Consider the following 15,097-nt stretch of genomic DNA (forward strand, 5'->3'; position numbering starts at 1 on the left):
GGAGTTATTCAATTTTATTCACAATTATTTCGTGGGTAGCAGTTAGTGGGTAGTTTGGTAGTGGATATTTGTAATAAAGTTTCATAAAATGTCATCCCAGCGTAGGCTGGGATCCATATTAATAGATTCTGGTTTACGCCAGAATGACAATAAATAATACTTTTGCACCAATGGAAATGAACAGAAAACTAAAAAACAGCGAACTTGATCGTAAAAGCATTGCAGAATTCAAGGCAGCACAAAAAACACCGTTGATTATTATTTTGGATAATATCAGAAGTCTAAACAATATCGGGTCTGTTTTTAGAACAGCCGATGCTTTTTTGATTCAAAAAATATATTTGTGCGGTATTACTGCCACACCTCCTCATAAAGATATTCAAAAAACTGCGCTTGGTGCTACAGATACTGTAGAATGGGAACATCAAAAAGACACCTCACAATTAATAGAGACCCTTAAGGCCCAAAACATCAAAATACTTTCTATAGAACAAGCCGAAAATGCAGTTATGTTAAACAATTTCACTCCTGAACCCAATCAAAGATATGCCATTGTTTTTGGAAATGAAGTTAAAGGTGTTCAACAAGAAGTAGTGTCAGAAAGTGACACGGTTATCGAAATCCCGCAATACGGAAGCAAACATTCTTTAAATATTTCTGTAAGTGCCGGAGTCGTGCTCTGGGATTTGTTTAATAAACTTCAAAATTAGGATACATTTCTTTCAAAATCATATAAGTTGTATCAATAAAAAACATCCTAACTAGGGTGTTTTCTTTTTTCTACGTCTTTATAAATAACAACCAAAGTGATTTTAACACACAACCTAAAACACACAAACTCATGAAACCAAACACAAAATTAGTAGTATTTCTAACATTTTTAATGTTATGTAACGTACGGCTTGGATTTACCCAGGAGGAATGTGGAGCAGAGCCTCCAAAGGACTATGGTAATTTTATGCTTAAAAGGCTGGCATCAATTTCAAATGCCAAAGCATTGGCTACTCCAGTATCATTACCAATTCAGCATCATGTATCACGTAAATCAAACGGGAGTTCTCCGTCTGTTTCTGCTACAGAGATTCAAAACGTTATGGATGAACTTAATGCCACCTACGCATCTATGAATATTTCATTTTATGAGTACGGGCCTACCAGGTTTCTCGATAACAATAATTGGAACCCTACATTTAACAAAAGTAATGATAGCCAACTAGTGCAATATGAAGTTAGCGAAGCAATCAATATTTTTTACTTTACCGAAGTAACTTCAGGAAGCTCTACTATATGTGGATTTGCTAAGTTTCCAGGAACTGGAAATCGGGCAATATTAGATGCATCCTGTTCGCAAAATGGATCTACATCTTCTCATGAATTAGGGCATTATTTCTCTATACTTCATACACATTCAACTTCTGATGGACGAGAATTAGTACAACGAACTAATTGTAGCAATGCGGGAGATTTTTTTTGTGATACGCCAGCAGATCCCAGATTAAGTGGTTTGGTGAACTCTAGCTGCAATTATACGGGTTCTGGGACTGACGCCAATGGAGATCAATACCAGCCTGACACTAGAAATGTAATGTCTTACACTCGAAAAAGCTGTAGAGACGGTGGTTTTACTCAACAACAACAAAATGCTATTATTGTTTCTTTAGAATCAGACAGAGCATATTTACTGGACACAACAACCCCTCCGGCATGTACCAACATCAGTAATTTTCCATACAGCGAAAGTTTCGAATCTAGCTTTGCAGATTGGACCAATGCCAATGGAGATGATATAAATTGGACACGAGATTCTGGAGGCACTCCTTCTAATGGTACCGGACCTTCGACAGGTCAGAGTGGCTCGTATTATTTGTATACAGAAGCTTCAACAAACGTATCTCCACCCGGTAGCCCAAATAAAGTAGCTATACTTGATAGCCCTTGTTTCGATTTAAGCAACGAAACTGATTTATCACTAGAATTTGGTTATCACATGTTAGGAACCGATATGGGAACTCTAGAAGTTTTAATTAGCACAGACGATGGAAGCTCATACTCTTCTGTTTGGTCTCAAAACGGAAATAAAGGTGATACCTGGAACCAGGCAACCGTAAATCTTGCCACTTATTCTGGGGCTGTAATCAAAATACGTTTCAAAGGAACCACAGGAAGCAGTTGGCGAAGTGATTTATCTATCGATAATATAAAGATTGCTTCAACAACAACAAATCCTCCCAGTAGCTGTAATGGTATTACAGGTTTTCCTTATAGAAAAAGTTTTGAACCCGATTTTGGGTCATGGATTCAGGAAACCGATGACGATATCAATTGGTCTCTTGAGAGCAACACCACCCCTTCTTCAAATACAGGACCTTCGGGACCAACACACGGAAGCAATTATATATTTACTGAAGCATCAGGTAACGGCACCGGATATCCAAACAAAATAGCTTTATTGACTAGTCCTTGTATAGATTTAACCACTGAAACCGATGCACAACTTAGTTTTGATTATCACATGTACGGATCCAATATGGGAACTCTGGAAATAAGAGCCTCTAATGATGATGGAGCTTCGTGGACTACCATCTGGACTAAAAGTGATGACCAAGGAAATATCTGGAATTCTAAAACCGTAAGTTTATCAGGGTATAGTGGTTCTGTAATCAAACTACAACTTAAAGGTATAACTGGATCAAGTTATAGAAGTGATATGGCCATAGACAATATTGATATTACATCTGGCTCGAACGATATTATCGATGATGATATTCATGAAATTTCTCTTAAAAATATCAGCGTTTTCCCAAACCCAATAACATCTGGATTTTTAAATATAAAATATCCTCGTACGTCAAAAACAGATGAGTCCATAAATATTACGATTACCGATTTCCTAGGAAAAAAGATTGATGTTTTTAACTCTAAAACCGAAACCATCACTTACCATATTGGCAACCTTCGCAAAGGGGTTTATTTTATAATTATAGAAGATAATAACCAAAAGGTCACCCATAAACTCGTTAAAAATTAGAGTTTACCTTTGAATTGTTAGTTACGACTGCCCAAATTAGTTTTTGGGCAGTTATTATTTTATTAAGATATCATCTGAAATTTGTTTCGTAAGTTTAAAGCAAGATAAGTTTCACATACAACCATACTCGAAAATGAAGAACTTCTTAGTATTTACCCTAATTACGCTTTTTCTTTTTTCTTGCAAACAAGAAAGCACTACAAAAAAAGACCTTTCGGAAAATCAATTGATTGCCAAAGCAAAAGAAATTCATGATAAGGTTATCACTCTCGATACACATTGCGATATTAATGTAAAGAATTTTACCGATTCGATTAATTACACCCAAGATTTGGATGCACAGGTAACACTTCCAAAAATGAAAAAAGGAGGGCTTGATGTTGCCTGGTTTATTGTTTACACAGGGCAAGACTCATTAACACCTGTCGGCTTTGAAAAGGCACATGAAATTGCCATGTCAAAATTTAATGCCATTCATAAACTTACGGAAGAAATAGCACCTAATCAAGTTGAAATAGCTTTAACCTCTGAAGATGTGAGAAGAATTCATAAAACAGGAAAAAAAGTGGCTATGATAGGTATCGAAAATGGGTATCCCGTAGGCACAGATATTGGTAACGTAAAGAAGTTTTATGATCTGGGCGCCCGATATATGTCATTATCTCACAACGGTCATAGTCAACTTTGTGATTCGAATACAGGTGAGGCTGATGGCGTCTGGTTGCATAATGGACTAAGTGACTTAGGCAAAGAGGTAATTGCCGAAATGAATAAATACGGAATGATGATCGATGTTTCACACCCTTCAAAAGAATCCATGCGCCAGATGATTGAACTCTCCAAAGCTCCTATAATCGCTTCTCATTCTTCGGCTAGAGCACTTTGTGACCATAGTCGAAATCTTGATGATGAGCAATTGCAATGGTTAAAAGAAAATGGTGGAGTTGTACAAACTGTTGCTTTTACTTCTTACTTGAATACCGAGAAATTTGAAAAAAGAAACGAAAAACTAGTTGCTATTGCCAAGAACATAGCCGATTCTATGGGAGTCACTTGGTTAGAACGTCATGAAGTACGCAAACTAAATACCGAAGAGAAAGAAAAATATTATGATTTTTACATGAAGATGCTATCCATTCGAAGAGCAAAAGTCAAAAAAATGACCAACCTCCCTCCGGCTGTTGATGTAGCTGATTTTGTAAATCATATCGATTATATGGTTAAAAAAATTGGCATTGATCACGTAGGAATAAGTTCAGATTTTGATGGTGGTGGCGGTATCGAAGGTTGGAGTGACGCCTCTGAAACCTTTAATGTTACCCTAGAATTAGTTAAACGAGGGTATACCGAAGAAGAAATAGAAAAGTTATGGAGCGGAAATCTGCTACGCGTACTGGACGAAGTACAAAAAGTAGCCAAAGAATTTCAAAAAAGTTAATGGCTAACCACAAATCTCTTCCAAAATTGAAATATAATTGGTTCGGTTTGATATAAAGTCTCTTTCAGACACATCAATAATTTTTACATTAAATTCTGTTTGAGATTTTATAAACTGAAGATATCCTTTATTAATTCTATCCAGGTATTCTGCAGGGATTTTCTGTTCGTATTCTCGGCCTCTTTTTTTGATATTTTCAAGAAGTCGTTCGGTATTTTGGTATAAGTATACATACAAACCAGGTTTTGCGAGATTTCTATACATCAAGTCAAAAACCCGTTTATACAATAAAAACTCTTCTTCTTGCAAAGTTACTTTGGCAAAAATCAAAGATTTGAACACATCATAATCGCTCACCACAAAATCTTTAAAAAGATCATACTGTGCAATATCTTCTTGAAGTCGTTGATACCGATCTGCTAAGAAGGACATTTCTAGCGGAAAAGCATACCGCTCCATATCTTCATAAAATTTAGGCAAGAAAGGATTGTCGGCAAATCGTTCTAGGATCAGTTTTGCGTTAAACTCGGAGGCAATCAATTTTGCAAGACTTGTTTTACCAGCTCCAATATTTCCTTCAATCGTAAGGTATTGAAATTTGGATAAAGAATATTCCTCTTTAGGACTTATGATCTTTTTCGCAATTTTTGTTACTTCTGCACTATCTGAAGTATTACCCAACAATTGAAACACAGTTTGTTTCAGTAAAGGATGCTCTAGTTCACCAGCAATATCAGCCAGAGGAGCAAGTACAAACCTTCGATCTTGTAGTGCTGGGTGTGGAACGGTGAGTTTTTTGGTGGTTATATTTCCTTCCGAAGAAAAAATGATATCCAAATCGATAGTTCTGGCTTGATAACCTTCGGCATTGCTTCTTTCTCTGCCCAATTTTTTTTCTATAGCCATCAATCGGTCCAAGACTTCCTCGGTTCTATAAAACGTACTGATAGAAATACAGGCATTGTAGAAATCGTCACTCTCAAAGCCCCAGGCCGGTGTTTGATAAATTCCAGAAATCTTTGTTACATCTCCTATAGTTGTATAAATTTCGTCAACCGCATTTTGGATAAAATCTAATCGATCCCCGATATTACTTCCTAAAGAAATATGTATGAGATGTGGTGTTTTCAAGCTTGAGTATTTATATTCTGGTCAGAACTCCTTATTTTAGGAGCAAATTAAGCAAAACAAAAACACTTCACCTTATATTTTGTTGAAGTATTATTAACTAATTTCATTTTGAGCGAAATCGTATCGAACCTTAAGGACCAAAGAGTAGCATATCGAATTTATCTAATTTTGGGAGCCCTTTTTATATCTTCTTTGGTAGCCTCAAATCTTATTTTTCAGAAATTCTTTTCCTGGGATTTTTTAGGGATTTACACTTTTGAAATTTCTGTTGGCATATTACCCTATCCCATAACATTTTTGATTACCGATATTATTAGTGAAATCTTCGGAAAACGAAAAGCCAATCAAATTGTAACTGCTGGTATTTTTGCTTCGTTCTTTTCGCTAATCATTGTATCTGTTTCGGCAGCTGTACCTGCCACCTCATGGTCTCCTATAAACGACGAAACTTTTGACAAAGTTTTTGGAGCTACGGTCATTGCTGTATTTGCCTCTATGATGGCTTACCTTTTTGCTCAATACATTGACATACAGATTTTTCATTTCTGGAAAAGAATCACCAAAGGAAAACACCTTTGGTTGCGTAATAATTTCTCAACTTTTTCTTCCCAATTTATAGATACACTCACCGTATTATTGCTTTTATGCTCTGCAGACATTATTGAATGGGAACGTTTTGGGGTATTACTGCTAAACGGTTTTTTATTTAAAGTTCTTGTAGCCGCACTAGACACACCCATACTTTATGTAGCTGTGTATTTTTTAAGACGCAGATTTAACCTGAAAGAAGGAGGCGAGCTAGCTATGGAAATTTAAATTATAACAAATACTTAACTTTAAAAAAGCAACATAGTATCTTTGTATTTAGTTTTTCTATATACAACCATAATCTTTTTTAACGTAAAGTCATGAAGAAAGCCCTTAAAATCTTCGGAATCATACTTTTATTATTAATTATAGGCATTATTTCTATTCCTTTTCTATTCAAAGGGACCATTCAGGATAAAGTACGTTACTTGGTAAACGAACATGTAAATGCCAAAGTAGATTTTGCAAATATTGATATTAGCCTTATTCGCAGTTTCCCACAAGCATCTGTAATTATTGACGATCTTTCAATTATAAATTATGCTCCTTTTGAAGGTGATACCCTTGCATATTCTAAACGAATAACTCTGGATATGTCTATTAACGAATTGTTCAAAGATGCCAGCGAAGCAATTAATGTTCAAAAAGTAATAATCGATGAGGCAAATATAGCTATCAAAACCGATTCTTTGGGTAACTCGAACTTTGATATCGCCAGAAAAACACAAAAGCCCAAACAAGAAATTCCTGCCACAGAAGAAAGTGGAGACTTCACATTTGCACTCGAACATTATGAAATCAATGACAGTAAGATCTTATTTAGAGACGATGTAAGCAAAACTGTGTTAGAAATGGTCCACCTTAACCATAACGGCGATGGGGCTGTATCTGGAGATAAAGTAATTCTGGACACGCATACGGATACCAAAGCTTCTTTTGGATTGGATGACACAAAATATTTAAATAAAAATAAGCTCCAGCTGGATGCACAAATAGAATTAGATCTTAAAAATCAAAAATATTCTTTCAAAGAAAACAAAGCACTTATTAATCGATTACCACTAGAGTTTACCGGATTTGTACAATTGTTTGAAAAGCATACCAATGTGGACCTCAGCTTTAAAACACCGTCTTCAGATTTCAAAAACTTTTTAGCGGTTATACCCGAAGTGTACACCAAAAACCTTGATGGGGTTCAAACAAGTGGGGATTTCTCTATTAATGGTTTCATTAAAGGAAAAAGTGATGATACGTATATCCCTAAAATGGATATTGCTATTGTATCACACAATGCATCTTTTAAATATCCAGATCTTCCAAAGGGAGTTAAAAACATCAATATTGATACACAGATTAAAAATGAAACCGGTTTGGTCGATGATACCTATATCAAAATTGGAAATCTCACCTTCAAAATAGACCAAGATTCATTTGCGGCAAAAGGAAGTCTACGCAATCTTACCAAAAACATTATTGTAGATATGATCCTCAAAGGCACTCTTAACCTTCAAAACCTAAATCAAGCCTATCCACTTGATCTTGAAGAAAAGTTAAACGGTATCGTTACTGCAGATGTTAAAACACATTTTGATATGCAATCTTTGAAAAAAGAACAATATCAAAATGTGAAAAGCTCTGGAACAGCTAGTATTTCTGGATTCACCTATGCTTCCAAGGAAATGCCAAATGAAATAAAAATCTCTAAAGCAGATGTAAGTTTCAATCCGGAAACTATATCCCTTGATCAAATACAAGCAACTACAGGACAATCCGATCTTCTGGCTAGTGGAACGATTACCAATTTGATGGGATTCTTATTTGCAAAACAAGACTTAAAAGGAAATTTTGATGTTAGTTCTAATGTATTCGCCGTAAGTGATTTTATGGTGAACGAACAAGAAATACCTGACGAAACGAATGAAACGAATGATGACGGCGTCGAAGATCAAACCATGAGAATACCTTCCTTCTTGGATGCTACATTAAATTTTAACACCAAAAAGGTAGTGTACGACAACCTACAACTACTTAACACAAAGGGAACTGTAAAAATAAAAGATGAGACTGCTTATCTTCAAAATGTAACTTCAAACATTTTTGATGGTGGTTTGGCTTTTAATGGTAATGTATCCACCAAATCTCAAGTCCCAACTTTTGACATGGCCCTGGATCTAAGCCAAATAGATATCGTACAATCCTTTAATAGTCTTGAATTGATCAAAGGGTTGGCCCCTATAGCCAGAGCTTTAACAGGTAATCTTACCACACAGATTAATCTAAATGGAAGATTAAACGAAAACTTAACCCCGGTTTTAACTTCGTTAAAGGGTAAAGCACTGGCCGAAATTTTGAATGCCCAGGTTTCTACTACAAAAACTCCATTATTATCAAAACTAAACAATCAACTTAATTTTGTAGAATTAGACAAGTTAAACTTGAAAGATATCAAGACCAATTTAAGTTTTGATGACGGAAAGATCCATGTAAAACCTTTTGAATTTGATGTAGAGGGTATAAAAATTAAGGCAGGAGGAGAACATGGCTTTGACCAAAGCATGAGTTATAATGTGACTTTGGATCTACCGGCTAAATATTTAGGAAATCAAGTAGGAAGTTTAATGTCACAACTTAACGATCAAGAAGCAAATACAATGACGGTAGGACTTCCTATTGGGATTTCAGGAAACTTTACAAATCCCAAAATAAACCTGAATACTGCCCAGGCCGTAAAACAACTTACCCAACAAATTGTAGATAAACAAAAGAATAAAGCCAAGGATCAATTGGTTAGTAAAGGTGAAAAAGCTCTTACAGATTTATTGGGTGGTTCGAAAAAAGGTGATTCTACAACTACAAAAACAGAGGATGCATTAAAAAATACTGCCAAAGATATTTTAGGTGGATTCTTGGGGAAGAAAAAGGACACCACCAAACAAAACTAAAAACTAAATACAATTCGTTTCGGCACCTAATAGATTCTTTTTTACTCATCTTTTTGAGTAAAAAGGTAAATTTACTATCAAAGATTCTGGTACTTATAGCACAATGCAGTAAATTTGAATAACACAATCATCAAATCCCCTCAGTAATGAAATCTTTATATATTACAATTTTGGCCATTTTTATGGTTTCAATAGGTTATAGCCAATCCAAAAAAAATGTTTTTTTTGATCAAAGTACTTTAATTGGTAAGTTTCATACTATTGATGAACTAGAAGATTTAAAAAAAGGCGAATTAATTAAACTCTATAAACAACGCATTAATGAAATCATAACAGTGCTACCCTACCTAGCATTAACCAATGAAGCTGGTGTAAAGTTATCAGACATTGGCATCAAAGAAAACTCGGGTAATTTAAAATCTTTGGATAAACACCATGAGGCTACTCTAAAAGCCCTAGAAAACACAAATGATCTTATCACCGAACTAATACCCTATGCAGATACCGAAAAAATCATCTGGGCAATTTTATACTTTGAAGAAGTCATAAAAAAGATAAGGATCGGAGCCAGTGGAAATTTTTAGTTATTACTAATACTAAAACCACCCGCTTTTAATCAGGTCTATAAAAATAGGCTTATTTATAAACATCATAATAAAATAAATTTTGATTGTTAATTTTATGATATAATGTATGACATAATAACATATTATGTTAAAAAACTGACTTTTCTTGAATAAAAAATGCATTCGTTACTTGTAAAAAATTAGCCCAAAACGTTCAAATTACAGGGAAAAATTACATTTTTTCTTAAAAAAACTGCCATTGCATAATTTTTGTTCACCCTTTCCATAGAAAAAATAAACACTAGTTAATTTTTTGATATTCAACATAATACACAATAGTCACGTAGGAATTTTACTTATAATTTTATATTAAATTAAGTTAAAATACCGATAAACGTACAAAGTTTACGGTAAAAACGTAACCTACTTTAACAAAACTAGCATAACTTAGTGTTCCCAAAATTGGTAGAAAGAAATTTCCTCCAAAAATTTTAACCCCAAAACAAAATATCATGAAAAAAAGATGTTCTCTACTTACAGCTTTTATATTTCTATTTTCTTCTTTTATAATTACCGCACAAAATTTTAACGAGAATAGTGACCGATGGGTAAAAGGATGGACGAATTTCTCGCCCAATAAAACTGATTATCCAGAAGCTGAAGAGAAACTACCTAATATTATCGCAAATCATACCTATTTAAGAAATGATGTTGTATACTTAATGTCTGGTGACGTTTATGTAATCAATGGTGCTTCTCTAACTATTCAAGAAGGAACCATAATACGCTGTGATCACGAAAACCCTGCAAGTCTAATTGTAACCAAAGGATCAAAACTAATCGCAGCTGGCACCAAAGCATATCCAATTGTTTTTACATCAAACAAAGCACCAAAGTCAAGAAGTAATGGAGATTGGGGCGGAATAGTTATTGCAGGATCTGGAAAAGTTAATACTGTTTCTGGAAACGGTTTAATCGAAGGAAATTTCAAGCCACAGTTTTCCATTTACGGAGGTAATCAATCTGAAGAAGAAACAACAATATTTAGCCATGTAAGAATTGAATTCGCAGGAAACACCTCTAAAAGAAAAGAAGGAGCCAATGGTTTATCTTTATATGGAATTGGAACTGCATCAATCATTGACAATGTTATGGTAAGTTATTCTGGCCAGGATTCGTTTAATTTTCATGGTGGGAAAAACAATATGCAAAATCTTATATCTTTAAAAGCTCAAGATGATGATTATCAACTTTCTGAAGGTTTCAAAGGTAATTTGGATAATGTAATTGCAATACGTCACCCTTATATTACCAGCCCAAAAGGATCTTATGCCGTTGAAGTTGACGGCTACAATAGCGATTTAGGGTATATCCAACCAAATGCAGTTACCGATGTGACTATCACCAATGCAACATTGGTTAATTTATCAGATAAAACAAACTACCAACATACTACGGCAGCAATTTCGGCAACAAACTCTGCTCTTATTTATGTCCACAACTCAAAAATATCTGGATTTTCTGATGTAGTTAAGTTTGACAAATCCTATACATCATTACCCCTTCTTCAAAAGGCATTTATGATGGATAATAGCTTTTTTAATATACATGGAGAAGGAGTTATGGTCGCTAACCAAACCATGAAAAAGACTTCATTAGATATTCTTAAATACAATAGGTTTACCAAGAGCTTTGTAGATGTAAAAGAATTGTTTAACGATCCACAGAGCAATGTAAACCCCAAATTTCAATTAAAAAAATCATTAAACACTTATATGGTTATGCAATAATTAAGTTTTACACAATTCTTAAAAACATTAATGCATACCAAACTTAGATTACATTATGATGCTCAAAACAATAATTGGTTTTAGTTTTATCTTTCTTTTCATTACAAATACGGTGCTTGCTCAAAAAATAGATGATGCTGTTTTTTTTAACCAACAAAAACAAGTTAGCAGATTTCATACAATAGGGGATCTTGAAGCAATGAAAAAGGGCGAACTTATTGAGATATACAAAGATCGTGTTGAAGAAATTATGACCGTATTACCTCTTTTATCCCTTACAAATGAAGCTGGAGTAAGATTAAGAGACATTGGTATAAAGGAAGATTCTCGACATGTTAAAATACTTAAAAACAACAAAGAAACAACCGAAAAAGGACTAGAAGTCACCCGGGAAACTATCGAGGAATTAGTTCCATATGCAGATACCGAAAAAATAATTTGGACTATCCTCTATTTTGAGGAGATCATTAAAAAAATGCGCATTGGAGTTAATGGGAGTTTCTAGAAAAATTATAATTTGTAATGTGTTTAAATTATCAGATTTACTTAGGGTAGAAAGCGGCAATTGCCGCTTTCTTATTTTTATTACTTTGTAAGCAAACAGGATGAACTACTACTAAATAAGCATGTCAATATTATATCTTCTTTTTGGGACTTTAATTGCTATCATAGGTGCTGCACCTCTAGGCGCTGTTAATATTGCTGTAATTAATACATCAATAAAAGAAAATGTAAAAAAAGCATCTTACATAGCCCTTGCAGCAGGAGTAGGAGAAGTAATTTTGGCGCTTTTTGCATTACATTGTAGTTTGCAACTTTCCACTTTTTTTCAAGAAAACAGATGGATTCAAGTCATTTTTATAGTTGTTTTCTTCTTGGTAGGGGTTTATTTCATGTTTCTAACCAATAGAATAACGCTCCCAAACAAGCGCCGCAGAATCAAAATATCAGATTCAAAACTACTCACCGGGTTTTCATTGGCAATATTAAATCCTCCAGTAATCATTTATTGGATCATAGCAATTTCTCTAGTTAACAAATATATTTTTAAGCTCACCGTTCAGAACTCTATCTCTTCTTTATTCCTCTTTTTCATGGGCATTTATATAGGAAAAATCACCACATTATATTTCTATGGAAGATGAGGAAACCGAATGGCACAAAAACAAGAAGGTTCTAAGACAAAACTTCATAGAATTATTGGTGTCGCACTCATCGCAATTTCAATTTTCCAAAGTATCCAATTCGTGATTGAATAATATTATCAAGTTCTAAGATTACCATTTTTTTAAAGAATTATACAAGTAAATTAATAGGTATATATTGTATTTTTGTAGGTCCTAAAGCTATAAGATGACCTCAAAAGAAAATCAGAATAATTATACGTTAAGTTTACCAAAAGAAGAGATGCGCCAATATGGTTATAAGATCATAGACCATATCGTAAATCATTTTGAAACTCAGAACATTAAAAAACCGGTTGCATTAGCCTCTCGAGAGGAAATGGAATCGTTACTCATGCAAGGCATCCCCAATACACCTTTGCCTGCCAATGAAGTTTTGGATTTTGTTATGGACCAAGTTATTCCCAATAGCAATATCGTATCCCATCCCAAATCGTTTTCTTTCGTCCCAGGCCCCAGCAATTATATAAGTGTAATGGCCGATACTATAGCAACAGGTTTTAATGTTTTTTCTGGGGGGTGGGCGGCATCTCCAGCTGCAGCACAATTAGAAATTGTAACCATGAACTGGTTGTTAGAGATCTTTGGGTTTCCAACAAAAAAAGGAGGCGGAATTTTCACAAGTGGCGGCTCTATGGCAAATTTGACTGCTCTTGTTACAGCCAGGAGAATTAAGTGTGGAAGTGATTTTTCTAAAGCTACTATTTACCTTTCTGATCAGGCTCACTCATCCAATATTAAAGCTATCAAAGTAATTGGCTTTAAAAAAGAACAAATTCGTATCATTCCCACCGATATGGAGTTCAAGATCTCTATGAATAAATTAAAAAACATCATCGCTAGAGATCGCCTCGAAGGGCTTCAACCGTTTTGTATAATCGCATCGGCAGGAACTACAAATACTGGAACAATAGACCCCCTTGATGAAATTGCAGGCATTTGTGAAAATGAAAATATGTGGTTTCATATTGATGGTGCCTATGGCGGTGCAGCTATTTTATCTCCAAATGGAAAGAAGCTTCTTAAAGGGATTGAAAGAGCCGACTCATTAACGGTCGACCCACATAAATGGTTCTTTCAACCTTATGAAATAGGATGTTTGCTTGTAAAAAATCATAATTGGTTAAGTAGTACTTTTACTGAAACCCCAGAGTACTTAAGAGATATTGAAGGAAACGAATCTGAAATTAATTTCTATGATCATGGTATACAATTAACACGTCGTTTTAGAGCTTTAAAGTTTTACATGTCTTTAAAAACTTTTGGTTTAAAATCTTTTAAAAGTGCTATAACCTATAACCTAGATCTGGCAGAACAAACTGAAGCCATACTACGAAAAAGCGTTCTTTGGGAAATAACTTCACCAGCCACATTGGCCATCATTAATTTCAGATACAATCCTATTGGGAGTAGTTTTTCAGAGGAAGAACTAGATCAAATTAACCAGAATATTTCTAAAAAAATTGTTACTTCTCGAGAAGCACTGCTAGTAACAACCGTATTACAAGGCCAAATTGTACTTAGAATGTGCTTAATAAATCCAAGAACCACGCTCGAAGATATTAAAAACACCTTGAAAGAATGTGAGATTTATGCCGATGAACAACTTTTGGAAACCAGCAGGCAGAAAAATTAATTTATAGATAGTTTAACCACGTACCCTTCATTATTACGTACATTAAAAACTGTATTATCGTCAAAGATTAGATACTGACCTTTAATCCCTTTCAAAACACCCATATATTCAGGTGTTTTTTCCAGATTGAGGCTTTTTAGCTTATCAGGATATTGCAGTACCGGGAAATGCAATTCTGTTTCCTTACCATTTTCAATGAAGTACTCTTTGACTTCATCAGGTATAAAATTTTTAAGATTATTCTTAAAAACAATAAGATCCTCATCCTTAACATCATTTTTAAGCATATTACGCCAATTGGTTTTATCAGAAACATGTTCTTTTAAAGCAACTTCAGTAATACCCGCAAGATACCTATTAGGGGTCTCTACAATTTCGATTGCTTCATGAGCTCCTTGATCAATCCAGCGCGTAGGTACCTGGGATTTTCTGGTTACCCCTACTTTAACATTACTAGAATTTGCAAGGTAGACGATATGCGGTTGTAATTGCACTTTCTTTTCAAACTCCAAATCCCTATCCTCAACACCCAAATGTGCCTTGCTTAGCTCTGGGCGCATCACCCAATCCCCTACTTCGGGGCGATTATAAAAATCGTCATAACAATATCCCTGTCTATATATTTTTTTGTTTTCTTTACAGGCAAGGCACTCATACCCGACAAATTCGATACGCAGCTTCTTATCAAGCAACTGATTTACATGAATAAAATCGGATTCGAAAACCAGATAATATTGAATAGGGTCCCCTATCTCTGTTTGCATTTTGGTAAGCACTCCTTGATATTGCATAAA

12 protein-coding genes are annotated in these 15,097 nt (G+C 34.6%); 10 read left to right on the forward strand and 2 right to left on the reverse strand.

The genetic code is table 11. The features are described from left to right. Window positions 1–170 precede the first annotated feature (170 nt). The 3 genes from U6A24_RS01255 (at window position 171) to U6A24_RS01265 (ending at window position 4,466) form a co-directional block, all read left to right on the forward strand. The gene (locus U6A24_RS01255) at window positions 171–710 is read left to right on the forward strand and encodes an RNA methyltransferase (protein ID WP_324178116.1); all 540 of its coding nucleotides are present in this window, start codon (window positions 171–173) and stop codon (window positions 708–710) included. Between the two features lie 131 nt (window positions 711–841). Continuing rightward, window positions 842–3,028, forward strand: a complete 2,187-nt coding sequence (locus tag U6A24_RS01260) for a T9SS-dependent choice-of-anchor J family protein (RefSeq protein ID WP_324178117.1) — start codon at window positions 842–844, stop codon at window positions 3,026–3,028. Window positions 3,029–3,161: 133 nt separating this feature from the next. Beyond that, complete coding sequence (locus U6A24_RS01265) at window positions 3,162–4,466, forward strand: dipeptidase (protein WP_324178118.1); 1,305 nt, start codon at window positions 3,162–3,164, stop codon at window positions 4,464–4,466. A 3-nt stretch (window positions 4,467–4,469) separates the two neighbouring features. On the opposite strand, the gene folK is transcribed toward U6A24_RS01265, so the two are convergent. After that, window positions 4,470–5,597, reverse strand: coding sequence for a 2-amino-4-hydroxy-6-hydroxymethyldihydropteridine diphosphokinase (folK, locus tag U6A24_RS01270; protein WP_324178119.1), 1,128 nt, complete (start codon window positions 5,595–5,597; stop codon window positions 4,470–4,472). A gap of 108 nt (window positions 5,598–5,705) precedes the next feature. Between folK and U6A24_RS01275 the strand changes: the two genes are divergently transcribed. From U6A24_RS01275 to U6A24_RS01305, 7 genes are all read left to right on the forward strand, one after another. Beyond that, entirely contained in the window at window positions 5,706–6,413 is a 708-nt protein-coding gene (locus U6A24_RS01275) for a queuosine precursor transporter (RefSeq protein ID WP_324178120.1), read from the forward strand. A gap of 92 nt (window positions 6,414–6,505) precedes the next feature. After that, the gene (locus U6A24_RS01280) at window positions 6,506–9,127 is read left to right on the forward strand and encodes an AsmA-like C-terminal region-containing protein (protein ID WP_324178121.1); all 2,622 of its coding nucleotides are present in this window, start codon (window positions 6,506–6,508) and stop codon (window positions 9,125–9,127) included. 146 nt (window positions 9,128–9,273) lie between these two features. Beyond that, complete coding sequence (locus U6A24_RS01285) at window positions 9,274–9,711, forward strand: hypothetical protein (RefSeq protein WP_324178122.1); 438 nt, start codon at window positions 9,274–9,276, stop codon at window positions 9,709–9,711. A gap of 494 nt (window positions 9,712–10,205) precedes the next feature. Further along, window positions 10,206–11,483, forward strand: a complete 1,278-nt coding sequence (locus U6A24_RS01290) for a hypothetical protein (RefSeq protein ID WP_324178123.1) — start codon at window positions 10,206–10,208, stop codon at window positions 11,481–11,483. A 55-nt stretch (window positions 11,484–11,538) separates the two neighbouring features. Then, entirely contained in the window at window positions 11,539–11,988 is a 450-nt protein-coding gene (locus tag U6A24_RS01295) for a hypothetical protein (RefSeq protein WP_324178124.1), read from the forward strand. A gap of 121 nt (window positions 11,989–12,109) precedes the next feature. Next, window positions 12,110–12,628, forward strand: a complete 519-nt coding sequence (locus U6A24_RS01300) for a LysE family transporter (RefSeq protein WP_324178125.1) — start codon at window positions 12,110–12,112, stop codon at window positions 12,626–12,628. Between the two features lie 208 nt (window positions 12,629–12,836). Then, window positions 12,837–14,303, forward strand: coding sequence for a pyridoxal phosphate-dependent decarboxylase family protein (locus tag U6A24_RS01305; protein ID WP_324178126.1), 1,467 nt, complete (start codon window positions 12,837–12,839; stop codon window positions 14,301–14,303). On the opposite strand, the gene U6A24_RS01310 is transcribed toward U6A24_RS01305, so the two are convergent. Then, window positions 14,300–15,094 carry a DUF2797 domain-containing protein gene (locus tag U6A24_RS01310; RefSeq protein ID WP_324178127.1) on the reverse strand — a complete coding sequence of 265 codons (795 nt, stop codon included), beginning with the start codon at window positions 15,092–15,094 and terminating at the stop codon, window positions 14,300–14,302. The genes U6A24_RS01305 and U6A24_RS01310 overlap by 4 nt on opposite strands. Window positions 15,095–15,097: the final 3 nt, after the last annotated feature.

Origin of the sequence: Aquimarina gracilis (assembly GCF_035285365.1) — a bacterium.
GTDB classification, from domain to species: domain Bacteria; phylum Bacteroidota; class Bacteroidia; order Flavobacteriales; family Flavobacteriaceae; genus Aquimarina; species Aquimarina gracilis.

Bases quoted from the DNA above. Each gene is read 5' to 3' on its own strand.
- U6A24_RS01290 (WP_324178123.1), top strand. From the start codon at position 10,206: ATGAAAAAAAGATGTTCTCTACTTACAGCTTTTATATTTCTATTTTCT.
- U6A24_RS01305 (WP_324178126.1), top strand. From the start codon at position 12,837: ATGACCTCAAAAGAAAATCAGAATAATTATACGTTAAGTTTACCAAAA.
- U6A24_RS01285 (WP_324178122.1), top strand. From the start codon at position 9,274: ATGAAATCTTTATATATTACAATTTTGGCCATTTTTATGGTTTCAATA.
- U6A24_RS01255 (WP_324178116.1), top strand. From the start codon at position 171: ATGGAAATGAACAGAAAACTAAAAAACAGCGAACTTGATCGTAAAAGC.
- U6A24_RS01300 (WP_324178125.1), top strand. From the start codon at position 12,110: ATGTCAATATTATATCTTCTTTTTGGGACTTTAATTGCTATCATAGGT.
- U6A24_RS01310 (WP_324178127.1), bottom strand. From the start codon at position 15,094: ATGCAATATCAAGGAGTGCTTACCAAAATGCAAACAGAGATAGGGGAC.
- U6A24_RS01280 (WP_324178121.1), top strand. From the start codon at position 6,506: ATGAAGAAAGCCCTTAAAATCTTCGGAATCATACTTTTATTATTAATT.
- U6A24_RS01265 (WP_324178118.1), top strand. From the start codon at position 3,162: ATGAAGAACTTCTTAGTATTTACCCTAATTACGCTTTTTCTTTTTTCT.
- U6A24_RS01260 (WP_324178117.1), top strand. From the start codon at position 842: ATGAAACCAAACACAAAATTAGTAGTATTTCTAACATTTTTAATGTTA.
- U6A24_RS01295 (WP_324178124.1), top strand. From the start codon at position 11,539: ATGATGCTCAAAACAATAATTGGTTTTAGTTTTATCTTTCTTTTCATT.